The sequence below is a fragment of the Mycobacteroides sp. LB1 genome (assembly GCF_013449725.1).
GTDB lineage: Bacteria > Actinomycetota > Actinomycetes > Mycobacteriales > Mycobacteriaceae > Mycobacterium.
In genome coordinates this window covers 74,549-99,091 of sequence record NZ_JACCFF010000001.1, presented here as the reverse complement: position 1 = coordinate 99,091, position 24,543 = coordinate 74,549, and the positions used below count along the sequence as shown (strand labels likewise).

At 64.8% G+C, this 24,543-nt stretch carries 27 protein-coding genes, 4 tRNA genes and 1 pseudogene; 22 read left to right on the top strand and 10 right to left on the bottom strand.

Features of this window, described 5'->3' with window-relative positions; translation table 11 throughout:
- Positions 1-149 precede the first annotated feature (149 nt).
- From MLB1_RS00535 to MLB1_RS00525, 3 genes are all read right to left on the bottom strand, one after another.
- Positions 150-224: transfer RNA gene (locus MLB1_RS00535), tRNA-Val, on the bottom strand.
- A gap of 9 nt (positions 225-233) precedes the next feature.
- Positions 234-307, bottom strand: a tRNA-Cys gene (locus MLB1_RS00530).
- A gap of 24 nt (positions 308-331) precedes the next feature.
- A tRNA-Gly gene (locus MLB1_RS00525) sits at positions 332-404 on the bottom strand.
- A gap of 168 nt (positions 405-572) precedes the next feature.
- Here MLB1_RS00525 and MLB1_RS00520 point away from each other — a divergent pair.
- The 3 genes from MLB1_RS00520 to MLB1_RS00510 all read left to right on the top strand — a co-directional run bounded on the left by MLB1_RS00520 (position 573) and on the right by MLB1_RS00510 (position 3,159).
- Positions 573-647: transfer RNA gene (locus MLB1_RS00520), tRNA-Val, on the top strand.
- Between the two features lie 53 nt (positions 648-700).
- Positions 701-1,792, top strand: a complete 1,092-nt coding sequence (locus MLB1_RS00515; RefSeq protein WP_180747815.1) for a phenazine antibiotic biosynthesis protein — start codon at positions 701-703, stop codon at positions 1,790-1,792.
- A 2-nt stretch (positions 1,793-1,794) separates the two neighbouring features.
- On the top strand, positions 1,795-3,159 hold the full coding sequence (locus MLB1_RS00510; protein WP_180747814.1) for an aldehyde dehydrogenase family protein: 1,365 nt from the start codon (positions 1,795-1,797) through the stop codon (positions 3,157-3,159).
- Between the two features lie 12 nt (positions 3,160-3,171).
- On the opposite strand, the gene MLB1_RS00505 is transcribed toward MLB1_RS00510, so the two are convergent.
- The 3 genes from MLB1_RS00505 to MLB1_RS00495 all read right to left on the bottom strand — a co-directional run bounded on the left by MLB1_RS00505 (position 3,172) and on the right by MLB1_RS00495 (position 4,757).
- The gene (locus MLB1_RS00505) at positions 3,172-3,597 is read right to left on the bottom strand and encodes a PPOX class F420-dependent oxidoreductase (RefSeq protein WP_180747813.1); all 426 of its coding nucleotides are present in this window, start codon (positions 3,595-3,597) and stop codon (positions 3,172-3,174) included.
- 111 nt (positions 3,598-3,708) lie between these two features.
- Positions 3,709-4,026: a hypothetical protein gene (locus tag MLB1_RS00500; protein WP_180747812.1), complete on the bottom strand. Its 318-nt coding sequence runs from the start codon at positions 4,024-4,026 to the stop codon at positions 3,709-3,711.
- Between the two features lie 233 nt (positions 4,027-4,259).
- Entirely contained in the window at positions 4,260-4,757 is a 498-nt protein-coding gene (locus tag MLB1_RS00495; protein ID WP_180747811.1) for a DUF1990 domain-containing protein, read from the bottom strand.
- Between the two features lie 19 nt (positions 4,758-4,776).
- Between MLB1_RS00495 and MLB1_RS00490 the strand changes: the two genes are divergently transcribed.
- Both MLB1_RS00490 and MLB1_RS00485 read left to right on the top strand, forming a co-directional pair.
- Positions 4,777-5,406 carry a PaaI family thioesterase gene (locus MLB1_RS00490; protein WP_180747810.1) on the top strand — a complete coding sequence of 210 codons (630 nt, stop codon included), beginning with the start codon at positions 4,777-4,779 and terminating at the stop codon, positions 5,404-5,406.
- Positions 5,403-5,831, top strand: a complete 429-nt coding sequence (locus MLB1_RS00485; RefSeq protein WP_180747809.1) for a TIGR02611 family protein — start codon at positions 5,403-5,405, stop codon at positions 5,829-5,831. The genes MLB1_RS00490 and MLB1_RS00485 overlap by 4 nt, the downstream gene beginning before the upstream one ends.
- On the opposite strand, the gene MLB1_RS00480 is transcribed toward MLB1_RS00485, so the two are convergent.
- The gene (locus tag MLB1_RS00480) at positions 5,814-6,551 is read right to left on the bottom strand and encodes a DJ-1/PfpI family protein (RefSeq protein WP_180747808.1); all 738 of its coding nucleotides are present in this window, start codon (positions 6,549-6,551) and stop codon (positions 5,814-5,816) included. The genes MLB1_RS00485 and MLB1_RS00480 overlap by 18 nt on opposite strands.
- A 93-nt stretch (positions 6,552-6,644) precedes the next feature.
- Here MLB1_RS00480 and MLB1_RS00475 point away from each other — a divergent pair, with 93 nt between their 5' ends.
- The 10 genes from MLB1_RS00475 to pdxT all read left to right on the top strand — a co-directional run bounded on the left by MLB1_RS00475 (position 6,645) and on the right by pdxT (position 16,630).
- Positions 6,645-7,688: a helix-turn-helix domain-containing protein gene (locus MLB1_RS00475; protein ID WP_219602504.1), complete on the top strand. Its 1,044-nt coding sequence runs from the start codon at positions 6,645-6,647 to the stop codon at positions 7,686-7,688.
- Between the two features lie 91 nt (positions 7,689-7,779).
- Positions 7,780-9,834, top strand: a complete 2,055-nt coding sequence (gene thrS / locus MLB1_RS00470) for a threonine--tRNA ligase (RefSeq protein WP_180749601.1) — start codon at positions 7,780-7,782, stop codon at positions 9,832-9,834.
- Complete coding sequence (locus MLB1_RS00465) at positions 9,827-10,375, top strand: HIT domain-containing protein (RefSeq protein ID WP_180747807.1); 549 nt, start codon at positions 9,827-9,829, stop codon at positions 10,373-10,375. The genes thrS and MLB1_RS00465 overlap by 8 nt, the downstream gene beginning before the upstream one ends.
- Positions 10,372-11,034, top strand: a complete 663-nt coding sequence (gene pgsA / locus MLB1_RS00460) for a phosphatidylinositol phosphate synthase (RefSeq protein WP_180747806.1) — start codon at positions 10,372-10,374, stop codon at positions 11,032-11,034. Before MLB1_RS00465 ends, pgsA begins: the two co-directional genes overlap by 4 nt.
- Entirely contained in the window at positions 11,031-12,011 is a 981-nt protein-coding gene (locus MLB1_RS00455) for a phosphatidylinositol mannoside acyltransferase (RefSeq protein WP_180747805.1), read from the top strand. The genes pgsA and MLB1_RS00455 overlap by 4 nt, the downstream gene beginning before the upstream one ends.
- Positions 12,011-13,138 (top strand): glycosyltransferase family 4 protein, encoded by a 1,128-nt coding sequence (locus MLB1_RS00450; RefSeq protein ID WP_180747804.1) that lies wholly within the window; start codon positions 12,011-12,013, stop codon positions 13,136-13,138. Before MLB1_RS00455 ends, MLB1_RS00450 begins: the two co-directional genes overlap by 1 nt.
- Positions 13,135-14,157, top strand: a complete 1,023-nt coding sequence (locus MLB1_RS00445) for an NUDIX domain-containing protein (RefSeq protein ID WP_180749600.1) — start codon at positions 13,135-13,137, stop codon at positions 14,155-14,157. The genes MLB1_RS00450 and MLB1_RS00445 overlap by 4 nt, the downstream gene beginning before the upstream one ends.
- An 85-nt stretch (positions 14,158-14,242) precedes the next feature.
- The gene (gene pdxS, locus MLB1_RS00440) at positions 14,243-15,157 is read left to right on the top strand and encodes a pyridoxal 5'-phosphate synthase lyase subunit PdxS (RefSeq protein WP_180747803.1); all 915 of its coding nucleotides are present in this window, start codon (positions 14,243-14,245) and stop codon (positions 15,155-15,157) included.
- Positions 15,158-15,197: 40 nt separating this feature from the next.
- Positions 15,198-16,052: an acyl-CoA thioesterase II gene (locus MLB1_RS00435; protein ID WP_180747802.1), complete on the top strand. Its 855-nt coding sequence runs from the start codon at positions 15,198-15,200 to the stop codon at positions 16,050-16,052.
- The gene (gene pdxT, locus MLB1_RS00430; protein WP_180747801.1) at positions 16,049-16,630 is read left to right on the top strand and encodes a pyridoxal 5'-phosphate synthase glutaminase subunit PdxT; all 582 of its coding nucleotides are present in this window, start codon (positions 16,049-16,051) and stop codon (positions 16,628-16,630) included. Before MLB1_RS00435 ends, pdxT begins: the two co-directional genes overlap by 4 nt.
- A 94-nt stretch (positions 16,631-16,724) precedes the next feature.
- On the opposite strand, the gene MLB1_RS00425 is transcribed toward pdxT, so the two are convergent.
- Positions 16,725-17,252 (bottom strand): hypothetical protein, encoded by a 528-nt coding sequence (locus MLB1_RS00425; protein WP_180747800.1) that lies wholly within the window; start codon positions 17,250-17,252, stop codon positions 16,725-16,727.
- Positions 17,253-17,328: 76 nt separating this feature from the next.
- Between MLB1_RS00425 and MLB1_RS00420 the strand changes: the two genes are divergently transcribed.
- A complete protein-coding gene (locus MLB1_RS00420; protein ID WP_180747799.1) occupies positions 17,329-18,084 on the top strand; it encodes a YebC/PmpR family DNA-binding transcriptional regulator in 756 nt (251 codons plus the stop codon).
- Here the strand turns inward: MLB1_RS00420 and MLB1_RS00415 are convergent.
- Positions 18,030-18,641, bottom strand: a complete 612-nt coding sequence (locus tag MLB1_RS00415; protein ID WP_180747798.1) for a phosphatase PAP2 family protein — start codon at positions 18,639-18,641, stop codon at positions 18,030-18,032. The genes MLB1_RS00420 and MLB1_RS00415 overlap by 55 nt on opposite strands.
- 140 nt (positions 18,642-18,781) lie before the next feature.
- Between MLB1_RS00415 and MLB1_RS00410 the strand changes: the two are divergent.
- Positions 18,782-19,243: pseudogene (locus MLB1_RS00410) on the top strand (isoprenylcysteine carboxylmethyltransferase family protein); the annotation flags it as partial.
- A gap of 71 nt (positions 19,244-19,314) precedes the next feature.
- On the opposite strand, the gene MLB1_RS00405 reads toward MLB1_RS00410, so the two are convergent.
- Positions 19,315-19,884 carry a TetR family transcriptional regulator gene (locus tag MLB1_RS00405; protein WP_180747796.1) on the bottom strand — a complete coding sequence of 190 codons (570 nt, stop codon included), beginning with the start codon at positions 19,882-19,884 and terminating at the stop codon, positions 19,315-19,317.
- A gap of 121 nt (positions 19,885-20,005) precedes the next feature.
- Between MLB1_RS00405 and ruvC the strand changes: the two genes are divergently transcribed.
- The 5 genes from ruvC (at position 20,006) to secD (ending at position 24,532) form a co-directional block, all read left to right on the top strand.
- A complete protein-coding gene (ruvC, locus tag MLB1_RS00400; protein ID WP_180747795.1) occupies positions 20,006-20,563 on the top strand; it encodes a crossover junction endodeoxyribonuclease RuvC in 558 nt (185 codons plus the stop codon).
- Positions 20,564-20,594: 31 nt separating this feature from the next.
- Entirely contained in the window at positions 20,595-21,194 is a 600-nt protein-coding gene (gene ruvA, locus MLB1_RS00395; protein WP_180747794.1) for a Holliday junction branch migration protein RuvA, read from the top strand.
- Entirely contained in the window at positions 21,191-22,267 is a 1,077-nt protein-coding gene (ruvB, locus tag MLB1_RS00390) for a Holliday junction branch migration DNA helicase RuvB (protein ID WP_180747793.1), read from the top strand. Before ruvA ends, ruvB begins: the two co-directional genes overlap by 4 nt.
- Before the next feature lie 143 nt (positions 22,268-22,410).
- A complete protein-coding gene (gene yajC, locus MLB1_RS00385) occupies positions 22,411-22,749 on the top strand; it encodes a preprotein translocase subunit YajC (protein ID WP_180747792.1) in 339 nt (112 codons plus the stop codon).
- A gap of 70 nt (positions 22,750-22,819) precedes the next feature.
- Entirely contained in the window at positions 22,820-24,532 is a 1,713-nt protein-coding gene (gene secD / locus MLB1_RS00380; protein ID WP_180747791.1) for a protein translocase subunit SecD, read from the top strand.
- The last annotated feature ends 11 nt before the right edge of the window (positions 24,533-24,543 follow it).

Here is a 24,543-nt window from a genome sequence, read left to right as displayed (position 1 = left end):
AACGAAGCCTATGGCAGTCGTCGACTGCAGCACTGAATGCCTTCGGGGTGCCATAGCCGCGGTCGCTGATCGCGACATCGATCGGACGATCCGTGGGGCGATGATGCCTGGCCAGAGGCTTAAGAATTGCCTTTGACCCGTGATCCTGCTGGTGCGCGATACTGGGATTGAACCAGTGACCTCTTCCGTGTCAGGGAAGCGCTCTCCCGCTGAGCTAATCGCGCCTGTCTAAATGGAGGTGGAGACGGGAATCGAACCCGTGTGCACGGCTTTGCAGGCCGTTGCCTCACCACTCGGCCACTCCACCGCAAGGGATGCCAGTCCACCTTCGAGCGGATGACGGGATTCGAACCCGCGACCCCAACCTTGGCAAGGTTGTGCGCTACCAACTGCGCTACATCCGCGCGCAACGGATGAGATCGTCACCCGGTGCGAAGTGAAACAGTAGTCGAACGAGAGGTTTAATCACAAATCCCTTGAGCGCACGGCTCGTAAGCTGCTGGGCTGCGGTCTTTCCGGTACCTCGTGCTAGCCTTTCACCTCGATTGATCAGCCATCTCCGATCAACGCGCGGTCTCGTAGCTCAGCGGAAGAGCACTCGCCTCACACGCGAGGGGTCGCTGGTTCGAACCCAGCCGGGACCACCAAGAGTTCATTTTCATCACCTCCGCGATCCTGATCACTGCGCCAGGATGGCGGCATGGCTGAGATCGACTTCTCACTGTTGGATGTGCCACGAACCACGCCGGTGGGCGATCCCGAGGCGTATCTCCGTGCCGCCATCGCCTGGCATTTCCGTGAGAGCACCGGCTCACCGTTCTGGCTGCGTACCGCGCGGACCCTGGACTTCGATCCGTTGATCGACATCAACGGTTTCGACGATCTCCGGCTGTTCCCGAACCTTGTCAACGAGCTACGGCACGCCCCCGTCGAAGACCTCATTCCGCGCGGCTACGGTTCGCCGGCGCCTGTGCCCAAGATCTTCGAGTCGGGCGGCACCACCGGCGCACCCAAACGCACGGCACAGCTGCCCGACTGGGTCGAGCAGGTCACCCAATGGCAGATCGAGGACTTCACCGCCGGCGGGTTCGTGGCCGGAGAGGGTCTGCTGTTCCTCATGCCCAGCGGCCCGCACGGGGTCGGCTACTTCTCCCGCGCCGTCAGCGAGCGGCTGAGCTCGGTGTTCTACCCGGTGGACCTGGATCCGCGGTGGGTCAAGAAGATCGCCGCACGGGGCGCCACCGCCGAGGTGTCGGCGTATGTCGAGCACGTCCTGGAACAAGCCAGATTCGTCCTGCAGACCCAGAACGTGGCCAACCTGCACATCAGTCCGCCGCTGTTGGGTGCCATCGCCCGCGATGACGCCATGGTGGACCTGGTCAACCAGAAGATCCGCTACATCCTGCTCAGCGGCGCCCACGTGGATCTGGACACCCTGGATCTGCTTCGGGAGATCTTCCCGACGACCGAGATCGCGATGGCGTTCGGCAGCACGATGATCTTGTCCCAGGCCAAGACTCGGGTCGAGGGTGACGCCTTGGTGTTCGACCCCAGAACGCCCTACGTGGTCTTCTGGGTGATCGATCCCGACACGGGCGAGCGCGTGCCGTACGGCGAGCGCGGTCAGGTGGTGATGAACCACATCAGCAAGGGCATGTTCATTCCCAACAACCTCGAACGCGATAGTGCGATCCGAATGCGCGGACCCGGGGGCCAGATCGGTGATTCCGTCAGCGAGGTGGTGCCCGTCGCTATCTTCGAAGGCGAGGCCGTCATCGAGGGCGTCTACTGATCGTGATTGTCCTCGACGCGCTCGGCCCCAACGGCGAATACCGCACCCGCACCCGTGAAGTCATCAACGATATGGCCGGGACGCCGGTCGCTGAGCTGAGCATCGTGCCCCCGCTGTATGTGCACCGCAGCATCCGGGCTCAGCACAACGCGAGACCACTGTCGACCGCGCAGCGCGCCATCGCGCTGGCCGGCGCCGCCGAGGTCTTCGGCACCGCGATGATCGGCGGTTTGGGCTTCGAGCAATACGTCGAGATGGTCAGCCGGACATCGGGTCTGCCGATGGCGGTGGCGCGGTCCAGCGCCCGCGGAGTCGCCGAGTCCGTCCGATGTGCGGTCGATGCGGTGACACCCGCCCAGCCGGTGGGCGCCGCCCGCGATTGGCGCGATGAGCGCACCCGACGGGGGAGCGCGGTGTGGACACGTCGCGGCGAGGTGTTGGCGGTGCACGCATCGGGAAACAGCCCGGGTGTTCACGGCTCGTGGGCGCAGGCACTGGCGCTTGGCTACCGGGTCGCGATACGTCCGTCGCGGCGTGAGCCCTTCACCGGTCACCGGCTGGTCAATGCGTTGCGTCAGGCAGGATTTCGACCCGAGGACGCGGTGTATCTGCCCACCGGCCACGCAGGTGCGGCCGAGATCATCACCGCGGCCGACCTCGCCATCGTCTACGGCGGGCAAGACATCGTCGACAAGTACGCCGGCGACCCGACGGTAATGGCGAACGGGCCCGGCCGCACCAAGATCCTGATTACCGCCGAACAGGACTGGCGTGACTATCTCGATGTCATCGTCGAGTCGATCAGCGGTCAGGGCGGGATGGCATGCACCAACGCCACGGCCGTTCTCTATGAGGGGGACCCACGCCCGTTGTCGGAGGCGGTTGCGGCCAGGCTTGCGACGATTGCACCGCTTCCGATCACCGACGAACGTGCCATCCTGCCCACCAAGCCCCTCGGCGCGGCGCGGCGCCTCGCGGACTACCTCGCGGTCAAGGCCCGGGGCGCCACGCCACTGTTGGGCGCCGATCAGGTGGTCGCGGACCTCGGCGACGGCTCCGCGGCGCTGCGACCCGCACTGCATCTGCTGGAGCGGCCCGACGGCGACCAACTCAATACCGAGTTGGCGTTTCCGTGCGTGTGGATCTCACCGTGGTCCCGTGCCGATGGCGTAGCCCCGCTGCGGCATTCGCTCGTCATCAATGCGATCACCGGCGACGAAGACCTCATCGACGATCTGCTCAGTGACCCGACGGTGTCCAACGTCTACAGCGGCGGGCACCTCACCTCGTACGCGGCACCCGACATCCCACACGACGGCTTCCTTGCCGATTTTCTGATGCGCAACAAGGGCGTCATCCGAGACTGACGGCGACCCGTGTCACGACACCCAGGGGCCGTTGCCGCCGATGGAGTCAATGCGGATGCGGGTAAGGAATCCGGCGGGGGCGTTCGGCGGCGGGAAGTGCTCATCGGAGCCCAGCATTGCGGTGGCCAGCTGTTTGAGCAGCTCGGGTGCCCCGCCCTCGACGACCCGCGCGGGGCCCGTGACGGCCAGATACTCGCGCTGCTGACCCGGCTGGCTGGGCGCGAGGATGGTCACGGCGACATGTGGATCCCGCCGGATGTTGCGCAACTTCTTGTATCCGCCGGATAGATGGGCGGACACCAGTTCGTCGCCATCGGCGGTGGACTGCAATGCGAACCAGACGACGGACACCTGCGGGCTGCCGTCGTCGTTGATGGTGACGAGCGTGGCATCTGTGCCCGCCCCGATGAGTGTGCGTGCGGCCTCATTGAGTTCCATGTGCGATGTCTACCCCGTTGCGGTCGGTTTCATTCCCGGATTGGAAGGACGCCCGAAACGACGGTGCCCGGCTGACAGGCATCGTCAGCCGGGCACCGTGTCGTAATGGGCTTACTGCAGAACGGTCGTGGTGTTCGTTCCGAACGGCACCTGCGGGTTGGTGCCCAGGGGAGTGCGTGGGTTCGCGCCCTCGTGAGTTGGCTCGTGGAAACCGCGGTCGTACAAGTTGGTGCCGGGCTGTGTGCAGGCCCCGCCGACACGCGGCGCGCCGCCGGCGCAGGCCGTCCGGCAGCTGTGGTTGTACGGCGTCTCGCCGGCTGAACACACCGGGGATGACGGCTCCGCGGCCGCGACCGGGGCGAGGAACATCGCGGCCGAGGCGCCCAGGGCCCCGGCGAACAGCGCGATGCGAGTGGGCAGCGAAACCATGAGGTTCAGAGCTCCTAACAATGCATGAATGAAACCTGAACAACAGGCTACATATCATAACGATTTCAACTCAAGGAATATTTGCTGCATTGCGAGAAAGGGTATCTGAATGGCTGAACTCCCAGCGGACACGCCTAGTGAACGGACATGCCGTAAGTAGCTGAAGGAGATGAACAGCTAACCCGTAGCCTACCGGGGGAGGGTTCTGGTCGGGGCGATCGATGGCGCTCGACTCACAACGCGCGCAGGTACCGCCTGGTTACCAAACGCTGCAGCTGCCTGGCTACGAGATTGCCTACCCGAATCCACCAGAACGATGGCTTCGAGAAAGCCGTGATCTCCACGGACACAATGTCATTGGATGGATCAAAGCGCACCGTAAAAGCTTCCTCGCCGGTCTCCGGGTGTCCCTGCAAGGTGCCGTACGCGAAACCGCGCCGGTTCGGCTCGTCGATCACGCACACAACACGGCACAACGCCCAGAACGGCCACAGGTGCGTCGCCACGTTCACACCTTCGGCGACGTCCGGGGCGGAGGTCTGCACGGGAAGTCCAATTCCGCGTTGGATGCCGAACCGCATCAGGCTCGCGGTGGCCTCCTCGAACCGCGCCCTACCCGTCCCGATCTGCTGCGACTCGTGCAGATGGTGATATCCGGCGGGCAGTTCACCGGCCGTCGCGCCGATCTCGGGGTAGGTGAACGGGAGCTGGCTCAGCTGCGCAATATCCACCCCAATAACGTAGGGGAGCATGACCACCGAGGAAGCAGTAACAGCGCACGAGGGTGGCGGGTTCAATCCGCCCGATCCCACCCTCAAGGGCGGCCCTGACTACGGCCGCTTCATCGATGCGCTGCGGACCCTGCAGGACCGCGCTCGCGCGGTCCTGCCTCCTGACGAGGTGATCACCGGGCTGGCCGATCAGATCGAGGCCATGAATGATCTGCTTGCCCCACACGAGGTTTCCGAATGGGACGCGCCATCGGGTCGGCGCACAGATCTTCCGCTGCGCGGAAACATCCTGTTGGTCCCGATGACGGTCGACAGTTTTGACAACGGAGTCCTCACGGGCACAGCCACTTTCGGGCGGTACCATCTGGGGCGCAACGGCGCGGTGCATGGCGGATGCCTGGGGCTGCTGTTCGACACCATTATCGGGACCGGCACGATGCTGCTTACCGATCTGCGCAAGCTGCGCACCGCCTACCTCAACATCAACTACCGCAAGGTCACGCCCATCGAGAAGGAGTTGCAATATGACTGCACCCTGGATCGGGTGGAGGGGCGCAAGGTGTTCTTGAAGAGCAGGCTGCTCGACGGCGAGGATGTGCTCGCCGAGGCCGATGCGCTCTTCGTGAAGCTCAACCCCGGGCAGCCGTGACCGAAAACGCCTGGCGTCGGGCCACCCGCAGGTGGGCTCGTTGGCGCGACCGGGTGCGGGATCGGCCCGCGCTGGACATCGCGTATCGCATGGTGGTCGCCGTCGTGGGCCTGGCCGTACTCGTTGTGGGCATCATCACCATCCCGTATCCGGGACCCGGCTGGGCGATCGTGTTCCTCGGTCTGGCGATCCTTGCTACCGAATTCTCCTGGGCAGGCAAGGTTCTGCACGCCGTCAGGGCCCGGTATGACAGATTCATGGCCTGGTTCTCCACCCAGCCGCACTGGGTGCGGGGGATCGGGGTGCTCTTCACCGCAGCCGTGGTCGTGGCCACGCTATGGGTGCTGGGCGCGGTCGGCTGGGTTGCTGCACTGGTCGGGATCGAGACGCCGTGGCTGAAGAGCCCGCTAGGACTTGGCGGCTGATCGTCGTCCCCGCACGCGATCGATAACATTTGTCCACAACACTTTTGAACCCGCCACAAACTCCGAACCGACCTCGCGCGTCGAGATCATCTCCTTCATCATTCGAACCGCGTCGGCCTTGTTGCGTGTGGAGGCCTTGCTGAAATGGCCGGTGTCGAACGGAGGCTGCGGGTCGTACTCGATGCAGAGTTGTGTGGCCTCGGCGCGCGATCGCCCGGCGATCTCGCCGACGAGCCATAATCCGAGGTCGAGTCCTGCCGAGACGCCGGCGGCGGTGATCACCTTGCCGTCTCGCACGATTCGTTTGTCCCGGCGGGGATTCGCGCCGAAGGTGGTGAGCATCCGTTGCCCGGCCCAGTGACAGGTGGCGTCCTTACCCTGCAGAATCCCGGCCGCACCAAGGATGAGCGACCCGCTGCATACCGACGCCGTCCACTGCGTGGTCCGGTGCACGTTCCGGAGCCAGTTCAGCACGCCCTCATCCGCGGCCGTGGTCATGGTGGCCGGTATCGAACCCCCAACCAGGACGATGTCGGGTGTCTGCGTTTCCTCGAATGAATGCGTCGCCCCGAGCACCAGCACCCCGCTGTCGGTCACTATCGGGCCCGGCTCATGCCAGACGAATCGAAACTCGGCATCGGGTAACCCCCTGAGCACTTCAAACGGACCGATCGCATCGAGTGTCGTCATCCCCGGGTACGCCAGAATCGCTATCTGCATGACTGCCATGGTCGATGAGAGGTCACCCGAGCAGAAGTGGCCAGATAGTCAGCAGCCGACGAGATATTGCCAATCGAGGTTTACGCTGGCCGCATGCACACCGTGTCGTCGGGTCGTTCGGACAAGCCTCACTCCGTGCTGTCGGGTCGTTCGGACAAGCCTCACTCCGTGCTGTCGGGTCGTTCGGACAAGCCTCACTCCGTCGTCGTTCTTGCCCTTCCCGAAACCATCGGATTCGATCTCGCCACCGCGGTTGAGGTGTTCCGGCGCGTGCACCTGGCCGACGGCAGCCGGCCCTACCGCGTGCGGGTGTGCGGCACCGAACCGGTCGTCTCTGCCGGGCCGTTCGGCATTGCGACAGACCTTGGGCTTGAGGCCCTTTCGGAGGCGGACACGATCGTGGTCCCGGCCCGCAACGACGTGACCGCACCCGTCCCCGATGGTGTCATCGAGGCATTGCAGGCCGCATACGCGCGCGGCGTGCGGATCGTTTCCATTTGCGCGGGGGCGTTCACCCTCGCCGAGGCCGGGATCCTGGACGGCAAGCGGGCCACCACCCACTGGATGGCCGCGGACCTGTTCCGGGAGATGTACCCGGCGGTACGCCTGGATGCCGACGTGCTGTACGTCGACGAGGGGCAGGTGCTCACCTCCGCCGGTGCCTCGGCCGGTATCGATCTGTGCCTGCACATCGTCGCGTGCGATCACGGCACGGCGGTCGCCTCCGCGGCGGCGCGAGTAGCAGTGGCGCCGCTGCACCGCGACGGCGGTCAGGCGCAGTACGTCATCAGAAACCGTCAGCGTGCCGAGGCAGGTCTTGGCGAGATTCTGGCGTGGATCGAGCACAACGCCCATCGCGAGCTGTCCCTGGAGGACCTCGCGGCGCGGGCGTCCACCAGCGTGCGTAGCCTCAACCGGCGGTTTCGCGCTGAAACGGGCCAGACGCCCATGCAATGGCTGACAGGGGTGCGGGTCCGTCACGCCCAGCAGATGTTGGAAAGTTCCGCGGATCCGGTGGAGTGGATCGGGCGCGAGGTGGGGTTCGGTTCACCTGCGAATTTCCGGGAGCAGTTCCGCCGGCTCACTGGTGTCCCCCCGCTGGCGTATCGGAACACCTTCCGGATGCGGTCGGCCTGAGTGCAGCGACCGCCATCAGGCTGGGAAGGCGCTGGTGTGGACCGATAGCATGAGTTCGCAAACCCCCGCCTCTGACGATGGAGAACTGCTGATGACTGCGCCCAACCCGTCTTCCCTTGTGGCCCCGATCCGGGTGCCGGCCGGGACGACGGCGGGCACCGCGGTGCGCGAGGCGGGCCTGCCCGGTAAGGGTGAGGACGCCGTGGTTGTCGTGCGCGTCGACGGGAACCTGAAGGATCTGTCGTGGACCCCGGAGGTCGACACCGAGGTAGAGCCGGTCGCGGCCAACACCGAGGACGGACGCAGCGTCATCCGACACTCGGCCGCCCACGTGCTGGCGCAGGCCGTGCAAGACCTCTTCCCGGCCGCCAAGCTCGGTATCGGCCCGCCGATCACCGATGGCTTCTACTACGACTTCGGGATCGATCACGCCTTCACTCCCGAGGATCTGACCGCCCTCGAAAAGAAGATGAAGCAGATCATCAAAGAGGGACAACGTTTTTCGCGCCGTGTCTACGATTCGGTCGAAGAGGCTCAGGCCGAGCTGGCGAGTGAGCCGTTCAAACTGGAGCTGGTTTCGGACAAGTCCGGCGCCGACGATCCGGAGGTCATGGAGGTCGGCGGCGACGAACTGTCGGCCTACGACAACCTGAATCCACGTACCGGGGAACGGGAATGGTTCGACCTGTGTCGTGGCCCGCACATTCCCACCACTAAACACATCCCGGCGTTCCGGCTTACCCGTAGCTCGGCCGCCTACTGGCGCGGAAACCAGGCCAACGCGAGCATGCAGCGCGTCTACGGCACCGCTTGGGAGTCCCAAGAAGCCCTCGACAAGCACCTCGAACTGCTGGAAGAGGCGCTGCGACGCGACCACCGCAAGCTCGGCGTAGAGCTCGACCTGTTCAGCTTCCCCGACGAAATCGGTTCCGGTCTCCCGGTTTTCCACCCCAAGGGTGGCATCATCCGCAAGGAGTTGGAGGACTACTCGCGCGCCAAGCACTCCGCCGCCGGGTACGAGTTCGTCAACACCCCGCACATCACCAAGGAAAACCTGTATCAGACCTCCGGGCACCTGGATTGGTACTCCGACGGCATGTTCCCCCCGATGCACATCGATGCCGAGCTCAACGAGGACGGCACCGTGCGCAAGCCGGGGCAGAACTACTACCTCAAGCCCATGAACTGCCCCATGCATCACCTGATCTACCGGGCGCGGGGCCGCTCGTACCGTGAACTGCCGTTGCGGCTCTTCGAATTCGGTTCGGTGTACCGATATGAGAAGTCGGGCGTGGTGCATGGTCTGACCCGGGTGCGCGGTATGACGCAGGACGACGCGCATATCTACACCACCCGCGAGCAGATGCACGAGGAACTGACCTCACTGCTGCGGTTCGTGCTCGATCTGCTGTCCGACTACGGGCTCGACGATTTCTATCTGGAGCTTTCCACCAAGGACGAGACGAAATTCGTTGGCAGCGACGAAGACTGGGAAGAGGCCACCAGAACCCTGGAGCAGGTGGCGCGCGACTCCGGCCTTCAGCTGGTCCCGGACCCGGGCGGCGCCGCTTTCTACGGCCCCAAGATCTCGGTGCAGGCCAAGGACGCACTGGGCCGGTCCTGGCAGATGTCCACGATTCAGCTCGACTTCAACATGCCCGAACGGTTCGATCTCCAATACTCCGCCGCGGACGGCACCCGCCAGCGTCCGGTGCTCATCCACCGCGCACTGTTCGGGTCGATCGAACGGTTCTTCGGTGTGCTCACCGAGCACTACGCGGGCGCCTTCCCGGCCTGGCTGTCGCCGGTGCAGGCGGTGGGCATCCCGATCGCCGATGCCCACGCTGTGTATCTGAACGACATTGTCTCCCAGCTCAAATCCCAGGGCATCCGTGCCGAGGTCGACACCAGCGATGACCGCATGAACAAGAAGATCGTCAACCACACCAACCAGCGGGTGCCGTTCCTGCTGTTGGCCGGTGACCGCGACGTGGAGGCGGGCGCTGTCAGCTTCCGTTTCCGTGACCGCACCCAGGTCAACGGTGTGCCCCGCGAGGAGGCCGTCGCCGCGATCATCGACTGGGTAGGCAGACGCGAGAATGTGTCGCCGACAGCCGAGCTCATGAAGTTGGGGACCCGTGACTGACGAGGACTCGACCATCACCGACCGGGGAGTGGGCGACCCCGATCACTTGCAGCGGCTGTGGACCCCGCACCGGATGACCTACCTCGTCGAGGCAGTGAAATCGAGCGGGGCAGAGTCCGCTCCGTTCACCGACATTCCTGAGATGGCCGACGAAGACGGACTGGTGGTGGCGCGCGGCGACCATGTATACGCCGTGCTGAACCTGTACCCGTACAACCCGGGGCATCTCATGGTGGTGCCGTACCGGCAGGTCGCGGAGCTCGAAGACCTCACCGAGGACGAGAGCCGGGAACTGATGGCGTTCACCCAGAAGGCGATTCGGGTGATCAAGAAGGTCTCCCGACCACACGGCTTCAACGTGGGACTTAACCTGGGCACCGCCGCGGGTGGATCACTGGCCGAGCACTTGCATCAGCATGTGGTGCCGCGCTGGGGCGGCGACGCCAACTTCATCACCATCATCGGCGATTCCAAGGTGCTGCCGCAGCTGCTACGGGACACCCGCAAACTGCTCGCCACCGCCTGGGAGCAATTGCCATGAGCGGCTTCCTATCCCGGGAGACATTCGCCAAGATCACGAAACCGCTGGCCAATGCGGTACTGCGCGCCGGATTCACCCCCGACACCGTCACCATCTTCGGAACCGCGGCGTCGGTCGTCGCGGCACTCACCCTGTTCCCGACGGGCCACCTGTTCTGGGGTGGCATTGCGGTGGCGCTGTTCACGATGTTCGACATGCTCGACGGGGCGATGGCGCGCGCCCGTGGCGGCGGCACCCGGTTCGGTGCGGTGCTCGACGCGACATGCGATCGGGTCGCCGATGGTGCGGTGTTCGCCGGTCTGCTCTGGTGGGCCGCATTCGGTTGGGGATCAACGTCTTTGGTGGTCGCTACGCTGATCTGCATGATCACCTCGCAGGTGATCTCGTATGTGAAGGCCCGGGCCGAGGCGTCCGGATTGCGTGCCGACGGCGGGCTGATCGAACGCCCCGAACGGCTCATCATCGTGCTCCTCGGAGCGACCTTCAGCGGAGGCCTCGGGGTGCACTGGCCATTGCATGTGGCGATGTGGGCGCTGGCGGTCGGGAGCCTGGTGACCGTGGCGCAACGGATGCACGCGGTGCGCACATCTGCCGGTGCTCTGGACGCGCTGCCCAACCCCGATGGCGGCCAGGACACCGCGGAGTCGAGTCAGTCATGAGCGTCTGGGGTGAACGGGCCGCCGATTGGGGATACGCCGCCGGCTGGAAACTGACACAGGTAACACCAGATCCGATCGCCCGTGCCATATTCGATCTCGGAGCGACGGTCGGCGCGCGCGATGGTGGTCCCGAGCAGCTCCGCAAGAATCTCGCCCGGGTACTAGGGGTGCATCCCCGCGAGGTGCCCGATCGGCTGATGCTTGACGCTGTGCGGTCCTACGCCCGGTACTGGCGTGAAGCGTTCCGGCTGCCCTCACAGAACATGGAACGTCTTGCCGGCCGTTTGGACAGCGGCGCCTTCGGGCGTCGGAACATCGAGGCATCCCAGGACCGCGGTAAGGGAACGGTGATCGCGCTGCCGCACAGCGGCAACTGGGACATGGCGGGTGTTTGGCTGGCCCAGACCTACGGCACCTTCACCACGGTGGCCGAGCGTCTCAAGCCTGAATCGCTGTACCGACGTTTCCTTGATTACCGGGAAACCCTTGGCTTCGAGGTGCTGCCGCTCACCGGTGACCAGTCCGGGCCGTATGAGCTGCTCGTCCAGCGATTGCGGGAGAACCGGGTCGTCTGTCTGATGGCCGATCGCGACCTGAGCCGCAGCGGTGTCTCTGTCGACTTCTTCGGCGCTGAAGCCCGGATGCCTGCGGGCCCGGCACGCCTGGCAATCGACACCGGTGCGGATCTGCTTCCGGCGCACTGCTGGTTCGACCCACATGGTCAATGGGGCGTGAGGATTCATTCGCCTATTGACACCTCATCGGGGGACGTCGCGGTGGTCACCCAGGCGATGGCCGATGTGTTCGCCGCCAATATCGCTGAGCGCCCCGCGGATTGGCACATGTTCCAACCGTTGTGGCTCGAGGACCTCTCGGAGGACCGTCGCACCAAGCTGCGCGCCGCCGCGGCCCAGCCCACCCCTACGGAGGAGTCGGAGCCCACACGGGAAACGGATCCGGTCGGTGGGCAGGCGTAGTGCGCATCGGGATGGTCTGCCCCTACTCGTTTGATGTACCGGGCGGCGTCCAGTCGCATGTGGTGCAGCTGGCGGAGGTCATGCGGGATCGCGGCCATCACGTCAGCCTGCTTGCGCCATCGTCATCGGAGCTGGAGCTGCCGGAATTCGTGGTTTCCGGCGGTAAGGCCGTCCCGATCCCATACAACGGCTCCGTCGCGCGACTGCGCTTCGGTCCCGCCACCTATGCCAAGACCAGGCGCTGGCTCGTGGATGGCGACTTCGATGTGCTGCATCTGCATGAACCGAATGCGCCGAGCCTGTCCATGCTGGCGCTCATGGTCGCCGAGGGGCCTATCGTCGCGACCTTCCACACATCGACCACGAAGTCGTTGACGCTGAGCGTCTTTCAGGCCGTGCTGCGTCCCTGGCATGAGAAGATCGTCGGCCGGATCGCCGTCTCCGAGCTGGCACGGCGCTGGCAGATGGAGGCACTAGGTTCCGACGCGGTCGAGATACCCAATGGCGTCGATGTCCGATCCTTCTCCGGGGCGCCGATGCTCGAGGGCTACCCGCGAGCGGGTAAGACGGTGTTGTTCCTGGGCCGCTACGACGAGTCGCGCAAGGGTATGGACGTGCTGATGGGGGCGCTACCGAAGATCACCGCAGGCTTCTCCGATGTGGAGATCTTGATCGTCGGCCGTGGAGACGAGGACGAATTGCGCTCGCAGGCAGGTCCATTGGCCAAACATCTGCGGTTTCTCGGCCAGGTCGACGATGCCACCAAGGCCTCGGCAATGCGTAGCGCCGACGTGTACTGCGCACCCAACATCGGTGGCGAGAGCTTCGGCATCGTGTTGGTGGAGGCGATGGCCGCGGGTACCGCGGTGGTCGCGAGCTCGCTCGACGCCTTTCGGCGAGTGCTACTGGACGGCAAGGCCGGCCGGCTGACGCAGACGGGCGATCCTGATGCCTTGGCGGCGGCCATCATCGAAGTGCTCGGCAACGACGAAGGTCGCGCGGAGCTTGTCGCGGCCGGTACCGAAGCGGTGCAGCGGTACGACTGGTCGGTGGTCGCGCAGCAGATCATGCTCGTCTACGAGACCGTGACCGCTGCCGGTGTACGGGTGAAGGTCGACAGTTGGTGACCTTCTCGGCGTTGACCGTCATCGTCATCGCCCTCATCGCGACCTTCCTCGCCTTCGGCCTGCTGTGGGCCTATCTGGTGGCCAACCGGCTCGACCGCCTGCATGTGCGCAGCGACCTGTCCTGGCAGTCGCTCGATGCCGCCCTGGCGCGCCGCGCCGTCGTCGCGCGGGCAGTGGGAGATGCGCTCAAGGACAATCAGCTGATCAAGGTGGCGGCCAAAGCCGAACGTGCTGAACGCAACTGGCGCGAGGATGCGGAGAACCAGTTGGCCTCCGCACTATCCACCATCGACCCAAACCGGCTGCGGCCCGCGCTGGTGGCCGAACTCGCCGATGCCGAAACGAGGGTGCTGATTGCGCGCCGTTTCCACAACGACGCAGTGCGTGACACCCTCGCGTTGCGTGTACGCCGTCCCGTGCGGTGGCTGCGGCTGGGCGGAACGGCGCCGATGCCAACATATTTCGAGATCGTTGATCTGCAAGGCGCGGGCTCCGAGGATCCTGCTCTGGCCAACTTCCGTACCTCGGCGCGGATCATCCTGTTGGACGAGGACGGTCGGGTGCTGCTGCTGCGTGGTTTCGACCCGGCCGCGCCCAGTCCGGCGGTGCACTGGTGGTTCACGGTCGGCGGTCAAACCCTGTCGGGGGAGAAGCTTGCCGATGGTGCGGTGCGCGAGCTGGTCGAGGAGACCGGATTGACGGTGCCCTCCGGACGGCTCGTCGGGCCGCTGTGGCGTCGGGTCGCCGTCTTCGACTTCAACGGCACCACCATCCGTTCCGAGGAACTGTTCTTTGTGCACCGCACCAAGAGATTCGAGCCGGCCACCGATGGCCGCACCAATCTGGAGCAGCGCTACATCACCGGCCACCGTTGGTGCGACGCCGAGCAGATCGCCGCATTGACGGCGTCGGGGGAGCAGGTGTTCCCCAATCAGCTAGGAGAGCTGCTGGATGAGGCCGCCGCGGCGGCCGATGCGGTAGTCGCTGGTGGGCGCCGCGAACCGATTCTGATCGGGTGAGCCCGGTCACCGCACCTCCCGGAGCAAAATCGCTGGTGCGGCGGCATTAGACTGATGGAAGAACCCGACATCCAGGAGCCCTCAGTTGACTAGCACGACCAACGGAACGTCCCCCGAGACCGGAACCGGCACCGCGCGCGTCAAGCGCGGTATGGCCGAGATGCTCAAGGGCGGCGTCATCATGGACGTCGTCACCGCCGAGCAGGCGAAGATCGCCGAAGACGCCGGAGCCGTCGCCGTCATGGCGTTGGAGCGGGTGCCCGCCGATATCCGCGCCCAGGGTGGCGTGTCCCGGATGAGCGATCCGGACATGATCGACCGCATCATCGGCGCCGTCAGCATCCCCGTCATGGCGAAGGCCCGGATCGGGCATTTCGTGGAGGCGCAGATCCTGCAGAGCCTCGGCGTCGACTACATCGACGAGTCGGAGGTTTTGACCCCGGCCGACTACACCAACCACATCGACAAGTGGAAGTTCACCGTGCCCTTCGTGTGCGGTGCCACCAACCTGGGCGAGGCGCTGCGTCGTATCACCGAGGGTGCGGCAATGATCCGTTCCAAGGGCGAGGCCGGCACCGGTGACGTGTCCAACGCGACCACCCACATGCGCAAGATCGGCGGCGAGATCCGTCGCCTCACCTCGCTGGCCGAGGACGAGTTGTATGTCGCCGCAAAGGAACTGCAGGCCCCATACGAGCTGGTGGTCGAGGTTGCACGGGCAGGCAAGCTCCCGGTCACCCTGTTCACCGCCGGCGGTATTGCCACCCCCGCCGATGCTGCGATGATGATGCAGCTCGGCGCCGAGGGTGTGTTCGTCGGATCCGGAATCTTCAAGTCCGGCAACCCGGAGCAGCGGGCCGCGGCGATCGTGAAAGCCACCACCTTCCACGACGACCCGGACGTGCTCGCGAAGGTGTCGCGTGGTCTCGGTGAGGCGATGGTCGGCATCAACGTGGAGGACATCGCTCAGCCGCATCGGCTGTCCGAGCGCGGCTGGTAATGCGATGAGCCGCTTGCGTGAGGAGCGTCGGGGCTAGCTGATGGCCGATATCGAAGAGATCCTGACGCTGGAACAGCTCGAAAAGGACATCTTTCGGGGCAACGTGACCCCGAGCAGCCTGCGCCGCACCTTCGGTGGACAGGTCGCGGGACAGTCGTTGGTATCGGCGGTTCGCACCGTGGAGCCGGAGTACCTTGTACATTCCCTGCACGGATACTTCCTGCGGCCCGGAAATCCCAACGAGCCCACCGTGTTTCTCGTTGACCGGGTGCGCGAGGGACGGTCGTTCTGTACTCGCCGCGTCACCGCGATCCAGGACGGCCAGCCCATCTTCAGCATGTCCGCTTCCTTCCAGACCCTGGATAGCGGCATCGAGCATCAGGATCTGATGCCACCGGTGCCGGCACCCGAGGACCTGCCGGATGTGCAGGATGCGGAGGAGTCGTTCAGTAGTGATCTGTTCCGGCAGTTCGCCGAATGGGATATCCGGATCGTTCCCGATGAGCTGATGGATCGGAATCCACGGCTTGCCGCGCAGCAGCGCGTATGGTTCCGCTGCCGTAAGCACCTCCCCGATGATCCGGTGCTGCATATCTGTGCGCTGGCCTATATGAGCGACCTGACCCTGCTGAGCTCTTCCAAAGTGCCGCACCGGGATGCGGTGCTGCAGACGGCATCCCTTGACCACGCGCTGTGGTTCCTGCGACCGTTCCGCGCCGACGAGTGGCTGCTGTACGACGAGACATCGCCGTCTGCCGGCTACGGACGCGCGCTGACCCAGGGCCGGATCTTCGACCGCGAGGGCCGAATGGTCGCGGCGGTGGTGCAGGAGGGTCTCACCCGGTACGAACGGAACCCGGATGAGGCGTCGATTGCCAAGGGGAACATGGCGTGAGCCCGCTCGTCGGCGTGCTGGCATTGCAGGGTGATGTCAGGGAACATGTTGCTGCCCTGAGAGATTCGGGTGCCGACGTGGCGAGCGTGCGCCGTCCCGAGGAGCTCGCCAAGGTGGACGCGCTGGTGATCCCCGGTGGTGAGTCGACCACGATGAGCAACCTGCTGCGTGTGTTCGAACTGTTGGACCCGCTCACGGAGCGCCTACGCGAAGGCCTGCCGGTCTACGGTTCGTGCGCCGGCATGATCCTGCTGGCCAGCGAAATACTCGATACCCGTCCGGATGCGGTGGCACTCGGCGCCATCGATATGACGGTGCGGCGCAATGCCTTCGGCCGTCAGGTCGACTCCTTCGAGGGCGACCTGGATTTCATCGGGCTCGACAGTGAGCTGCACGCGGTATTCATCAGGGCGCCGTGGGTCGAGCGTGTCGGCGAGGACGTCGAGGTGCTGGCCAGTGCGCAGGGGCATCCGGTCGCGGTCCGGCAGGGGAGCGCACTGGCGACGGCGTTCCACCCCGAGGTGACCGGCGACCGTCGGGTGCACGAGTTCTTCGTCGATATGGTGCGTGCTTCGTAGCAGCCCCTTGCGCGAGCAGACGCGTATTGCACGCGCGTCCTGGGGTTTCTGTGCACTAAGTGTCTGCTCGGCCGGGGGATCTGGCACGTGCGGTTCACCAGCGGAGCATCGGCATGGGGCGCAGCGGGTGCTTAAGCGTCCACCTTCCCGCGGTACGCAACAAGAATCCGTGAAAACCGCCGTAGGGCAACGCCTCCACGACCTCGCGCACATCAGAGCGTTCCAGACCGGTCCAGACGTACAGACCGCGGAAGGCATCGATCCGGTCGCCTAGGCGGAAGGTCTCGACCCACAAGTCCTCAACGGTGCGCAGCTTGTGGTGTTCGGCCACCATCGACCGCACCCGCGCGATGTCGGTGACTCCGAATTCCGGCGCCAGCTGCTCGGCGAGCGCCACCGACGGATCGAGGTAGTCCCAGGTGCCTGCCGTCCAGATCCCGATATCGTGTGTCGCCCACGCCAAGGCAATCTCGGGTGGTGCCTCGGTCATGCCGAGAAGCCGTAGCTGGTAGTTCATGGCGCGGTACAGATGGTTGCGGTAGTCGGTCAGGCTCTCGCCGATGGTTTCCGCGTATCGGTCCAGCACGGCGTCGACAATCGGGTCTTCCACCAGGACAGTCATGCGGTTCACCCTAGTTGCGCGAGTACACTCGGTCAGCGCTGAAAATGAACACAGACAGAAAGAAGTAACCGGGTACATGAGCGGCCATTCCAAGTGGGCCACCACCAAGCATCAGAAGGCCGTCAAAGACGCGCGCCGTGGCAAGGAGTTCGCCAGGCTGATCAAGAACATCGAGGTCGCCGCGCGCACAGGCGGCGGTGATCCGTCCGGCAACCCGACGCTCTACGACGCCATCCAGAAGGCCAAGAAGACCTCGGTGCCCAATGACAACATCGAGCGGGCCCGCAAGCGTGGTGCCGGCGAGGAAGCCGGCGGCGCCGACTGGCAGACCATCATGTACGAGGGCTATGGCCCGAATGGTGTCGCGGTGCTTATCGAATGCTTGACCGATAACCGCAACCGTGCCGCCGGTGAGGTGCGTGTCGCGATGACCCGCAATGGTGGCGCCATGGCCGATCCGGGGTCGGTGTCCTATCTGTTCTCCCGCAAGGGCATGGTGACCCTCGACAAGGGGAACCTGTCCGAGGATGACGTGCTCATGGCCGTCCTGGAGGCGGGTGCCGAGGAGGTCAACGATCTGGGCGAGAGCTTCGAGGTCGTCTCCGAGCCCACGGACCTCGTTGCGGTGCGGCAGGCGCTGCAGGCTGCCGGGATCGATTACGAGTCGGCGGAAGCGAGCTTTCAGCCGTCGGTGAGCGTCCCTGTCGATGTCGACGGGGCCCGCAAGGTGTTCAAGCTGGTCGACGCGCTGGAGGACAGCGACGACGTGCAGAACGTCTACACCAACGTGGACCTGTCCGATGAGGTGCTGGCCGCGCTCGACGAGGACTGACCGGCCGCCCAGACCGCCAGGGTCACCACCGCGGTGGTGACGAGCACGGCGCCGATGGTGTCCGTGACGTAGTGATACCCGCAGGCAACCTGCCCGAGTAGCCCCAGCGTGCTGACGATCGCAGCGGCAACGAAGGACCACATCGCCCCGCCGGCCACCAGCACGACCATTCCCATCACCGATACCACCAGCGTGGTGTGGCCGCTGGGGTAGGCGAGGTAGCCGCCCTTCTCGCGTCCCACGAGCAGCTTGGTGGCCTGAGTGGTCCAGATCGCGACGAACGGACAGGCGAGTACCACCGCCGCCACCCGCCAGCGCCGGCGATACAGCTCGAAGCCGATGCAGGCCAGCAGTACCGGTCCGAGCAGCGCCCAGTCGGTGAAGATCAATAGCCAGCGTGGCTGCACCCCGAATACCTGTTGGGTCGCATCGAAAAACCAGATGTCAAAGGGTGTTGAACCCTTCCCGACGGTGAATCCGAGCACCAACATCGTGATCACGCCAAGGGGAGGCCACCACTGAATCGTTTTCTGGATCGACAGGTTTCCGGCAGACACTATGACGACAGTAATCGTCGGGAATGTAACGCCACCCGTGCGGCGTTACTGTGATGTCAACGACTGTTGGTCAACATGTGTTGACAGCTATGTCAAGTAGGCGTACATCTTAGACATCTAGGAGTGAAGGGAGGCCCGTCATGGCCACACAAACAGTCATCTCGGCGCCCGAATCGACGAGTCTCTGGCGCACCGCGCGTGCCGTACTCGCGCTGCCGGTCACCATGACAGTCCTCATTCCACTGGTCATCCTCTACGGATCGGGCATGGAAGTGCCCTCGTGGATGTCGGACCAGATGTCGATGGCGGCGACGGTGATCGGGACGCTGTTGTTCGGTGCGGGCCTGTACCTGGTGACGCGGACGGTGCTGCTCTTCCATCAGATCGGTAAGGGTTCTTTGGCGCCATTCGATCCACCGACCCGACTGGTGGTCTTCGGTCCCTACCGCTACGTGCGCAACCCGATGATCACCGGAGTGATCGCCATCCTGGTGGGCGAGGCACTCGCCGTGAACTCTGTTGGTCTGCTGATCTTCGCGGCGGTGTTCATCACCGTCAACGCCATCTACTTCCCCCTGGTTGAGGAACGCGGCCTGTTGAAGCGGTTCGGCCGCGACTACGCCGAGTACTCCCAGCACGTACCGCGATGGATTCCGAGGCTGCGCCCCTGGGCTCAGCCCGCGGCCTGAGGTGCGGGTGCGTCGAGGTAGTGCTGAATGATTGGCGCCAACCAGTCGATGACCTGCTCGCGCGTCATGTCCACCACGGGACTCAAGTTGAGGATGTAGCGGCATGCGGCGAAGCCGATCATCTGCGTGCCAACCAGAGCGGCACGCTCGAGGATGTGATCCGAGATCACTGGCGCCATGGCAGGGACCGTCTGGCTGCTGAAGATGTCCTCCATTCGCGCTCGCGCGGATTCGTGCGATACCGCGGCGCGTAGGAGTGCGACCATCGTGTCGTCTACTTCCCAGCGGTCCATGAAGTGCTCGACCATCGTCGTGCCGAGCTCGGCATGGGGCACCGCGGTGAGATCAGGCAGGCACAGGTCGAAGTTGGCGGCCGCCGCGAACAGCTTTGCCTTGTTGCCGTAATACCGCATCACCAGGGACGGGTCGATACCCGCGGTCGCTGCGATGGCTCGGATGGTTGCCTTCTCGTAGCCGACGCCGGCGAAGTGTTCCTGGGCAGCCTCAAGGATGGCCGCGCGGGTGGCGTCCGATCGCCGAGGTTCGGTGGACATGCGCTGAGTTTAGGCCAACGAGCGTTGACATTTGGAGAGCCCTCGCGTGTTGATATGCCGGATGGGCGAAACCCCTCGATATGCTGATCGAACAGTTGTTCTACGGCGAGAGGGCTGACACGTGCGGGTGATGGGAGTCGACCCGGGTCTTACCCGGTGTGGCCTGTCCATGGTCGAGGCCTCCTCGGGCCGCAAGGTGGTTGCCCTGGATGTCGACGTCGTGCGTACCCCGGCCAATCAGCCTCTCCCGCAACGACTTCTGGCGATCAGTGAGGTCGTCGAACACTGGATGGACACTCACCGCCCTGATGTGGTCGCCATCGAGCGTGTCTTTGCTCAGCACAACGTCTCCACCGTGATGGGAACCGCTCAAGCCGGCGGGGTGATCGCGCTTTGCGCCGCAAAACGGGGAATCGAGGTGTATTTCCACACCCCGTCGGAAGTCAAGGCAGCGGTAACCGGCAACGGGCGGGCGGATAAATCGCAAGTGACAGCCATGGTCACCCGCATCCTGCAGCTGCAGACGGCGCCGTCACCCGCGGACGCGGCGGATGCACTGGCCCTGGCAATCTGTCACTGCTGGCGTGCGCCCATGCTGGCGAGGATGGCCAAAGCGGAGGCCGCAGCGGAAAAGCAGCGGAAGGCCTTTGCGGCCCGAATGAAGGCGGTGGCGCGATGATGAGCCGCTTGCGCGAAGAAGGTGGTATCGAATGATTGCTTCGGTCAATGGCGAGGTCATCGACATTGCGCTCGATCATGTGGTGATCGAGGCCGCCGGGGTCGGATATCGCGTCAATGCCACCCCGGCGACACTGTCGACGCTGCGGCGCGGCACGCAGGTGCGGCTGATCACGGCGATGATTGTCCGCGAGGACTCGATGACCTTGTACGGCTTCACCGACACCGATGCCCGTGATCTGTTCATGACGCTGCTTGGGGTCTCTGGTGTGGGGCCCAAGATCGCGATGGCCACGCTCGCGGTGTACGACGCACCGACGCTGCGTCAGGCACTGGGCGATGGCGATGTCACGGCGCTGACCCGGGTGCCGGGGATCGGTAAGCGTGGCGCCGAGCGCCTGGTGCTGGAACTGCGGGAGAAGGTGGCGGCCGCCCCGAGCGGATCTGCCGAGCTGGGCCGCGGCACTGGATCGCTGGTGCGCACACAGGTCATCGAGGCGCTTACGGGCCTCGGATTCCCCGCCAAACAAGCCGAGCAAGCCACCGATACCGTGCTGGCCCAAGACAATTCCGATGGCGACACCTCGACCGTATTGCGCTCGGCACTGACGCTGCTGGGTAAGACGCGATGAGTCGCTTCGACGAGTTCGGGGACCTTGAGGCCGAGGAGGAGGGCTTCGAAACCGCCGAGATGTCCAGTGCCCTGACGGTCGGCGAGGGCGATGTCGACGCAGGATTGCGGCCGCGGACCCTGCACGAGTTCATCGGCCAGCCACGCGTGCGCGAGCAGCTGGAGCTCGTGCTGTCCGGCGCGAAGAATCGTGGCAGCACCCCGGACCACATCCTGCTGTCCGGTCCGCCCGGGCTCGGGAAGACCTCATTGGCCATGATCATCGCCGCCGAGTTGGGCTCCGCGCTACGGGTGACCTCGGGGCCGGCGCTGGAAAGAGCCGGCGACCTCGCGGCGATGCTGAGCAACCTCGTGGAAAACGATGTGCTGTTCATCGACGAGATCCACCGCATCGCCCGGCCCGCCGAGGAAATGTTGTATCTGGCCATGGAGGACTTTCGCGTCGATATCGTCGTCGGCAAGGGACCCGGTGCGACGTCGATCCCCCTGGAAGTGGCCCCGTTCACGTTGGTCGGCGCGACCACCCGATCAGGAGCGCTCACCGGGCCGCTGCGGGACAGATTCGGATTCACGGCCCATATGGACTTCTATGAGCCCCCCGAGCTCGAACTCGTGCTGGCCCGGTCGGCGGGAATCCTCGGTATCGAACTGGGGGACGACGCCGGTGTGGAAATCGCCCGACGGTCACGGGGCACCCCGCGTATCGCCAACCGACTGCTGCGCAGGGTCCGCGACTACGCGGAAGTGCGCGCGGACGGCGTGATCACCATCGATGTCGCGAAGTCCGCCCTAGAGGTATACGACGTAGACGAACTGGGTCTGGATCGTCTCGACAGAGCGGTGCTTTCGGCCCTGACGCGCAGCTTCGGTGGCGGTCCGGTGGGCGTGTCAACGCTGGCGGTGGCGGTCGGGGAGGAGTCGACCACTGTAGAAGAGGTATGCGAGCCATTCCTGGTGCGTGCCGGGATGCTGGCCCGTACGCCGCGCGGACGCGTGGCGACCCCATTGGCGTGGACGCATCTGGGTCTGACCCCGCCGCCGCAGGCGCTGGGGCAGACCGGACTGTTTGATTGACACGACGCTCCAGTCCTGGCGGGCACGGGGTTCGCGTCGATTCCGCAGAGTCGGATGGCACACTGGTGGCTTGTCGCGCGCTCGTTCACGCAGACCGTGCTTGATCTTGTGAAGACCCAACGGAAAGAACCCCGAAAGCCGCCATGGAATCGTTCATCGTTTTCTTACCGCTCATTCTCGTCATGGGCGCGTTCCTCTACTTCGCGAACCGTCGGCAGCGCAAGGCCCTCGACGCCACCATCTCGCTGCATGACTCCCTGGCAATCGGAGACCGGGTGCACACCACATCCGGGCTGCAGGGCACCATCACCGCCGTCACCGACGACGACGTCGATCTGGAGATCGCGCCGGGCGTCGTGACACGCTGGATGAAGCTCGCCGTCCGCGGCAAGATCGAGGACTCGGACGAAGACACCGATGACACCGTTGAGGACACCTCTCGCGACGTCGAGAGCTCCGGGGTCGAGCTGACCAAGGACTAGTGGCTTTCGCCTTGCCGAAAGCCTGAAAGCCCCCGACGACCCGCCCTCGACAAGCAAGGAGACCGGACACGTGGCCTCTCCATCGGCCCCTGTGCATCCCGCGCGCTATCTGGCTGCCTTCCTGGTGCTACTGATAGGTGCCTTTCTGCTGGTGTTCCTGACCGGCGATAAGCAGGCCAAGCCCAAGCTCGGTATCGACCTGCAGGGCGGTACTCGCGTCACCCTGACGGCCCGTACCCCCGACGGTTCAAAGCCGACCCGGGAAGCGTTGACACAGGCGCAGCAGATCATCAACGCACGCGTCAACGGACTCGGCGTCTCCGGATCCGAAGTCATCATCGACGGCGACAACCTCGTCATCACGGTGCCCGGTAACGACGGCAGCGAGGCTCGGAACCTCGGTCAGACCGCCAAGCTCTATATCCGGCCCGTCCTGCAGGAAATACCTGCAGAGCCGCCGCAGCAGCCGCAGCAGCCTGGTGGTCCGGCGGGGAAGCCTGGCGGCGAACAGGGCGCAGCGCCGGCCGAATCCGCACCGGCAGCACCGACACCCAAGCCGCAGCCGCGCCCGTATCCGGCCCAAACCACCACTCCGCCTCCGCCCCCGGCCCCGGCAACCCCGGCCGCCACCACGCCTGCAACTCCTCCGACGCAATTGCCTCCCAAGCAGGACGGCGAGCAGCGCAAGGCGTTGATCGATATGCACAAGCAGCTGCGGCAGAGTGAGGATCCACGGCTGCAGATCGCGGTACTGCAAGCGCAGGCCGCCAGTTGCGCCGACGAGGATCCGTTGGTCGGCAACGATGACCCAAACCTCCCGCTGATCACCTGCTCGCAGGATGGGAAGGCGGCGTACCTGCTGGACAAGTCGATCATCAGCGGTGAAGAAATCAAGGACGCCAGCTCGGGACTTGACCAACAGCGCGGCATCTATGTGGTGAGCATGGAATTCAAGTCCACCGGCGCCAAGGTGTGGGCGGACTACACCGCGTCGCATTGGCAGCAGGGCACCCAGACCGCCTTCACGCTGGACTCCAAGGTGATCAGTGCACCGGCGATCCGCGAACCCATCCCTGGCGGTAAGACCGAGATCAGCGGACAGTTCACCTCCGACCAGGCCAAGCAGCTCGCCGCGGCACTCAAGTACGGCTCGCTGCCGCTTTCCTTTGAGGCCTCTGATGCAGAAACTGTCTCGGCCACACTCGGATTGACCTCGCTCAAGGCCGGTCTCATCGCGGGCGCCATCGGTTTGGCGGTCGTGCTGCTGTACTCGCTGCTCTACTACCGCGTGTTGGGTCTGCTGACCGCGTTGTCCCTGGTGGCCTCCGGCGCGATGGTCTACGCGATCTTGATTCTGCTCGGCCGATACATCTCCTACACCCTGGATCTTGCGGGCATCGCCGGTCTGATCATCGGTATCGGCACCACCGCCGACTCCTTCGTGGTGTTCTTCGAGCGCATCAAAGATGAGATACGAGAAGGTCGTTCATATCGTTCGGCGGTGCCGCGCGGTTGGGCACGCGCCCGCAAGACGATCCTGTCGGGTAACGCGGTGACCCTGTTGGCCGCCGTAGTGCTCTACGTCCTGGCCATCGGCCAGGTGAAGGGCTTCGCGTTCACCCTCGGGCTCACCACCATCCTCGACGTCGTCGTGGTGTTCCTGGTGACGTGGCCGCTTGTCTACCTGTCCTCGAAGTCCGCGACCCTGTCCAAGCCCGTGTACAACGGGCTCGGCGCGGTCCAGCAGATTGCCCGCGAACGTAAGGCGGCGGCACACGCATGAGCACCAGCAAC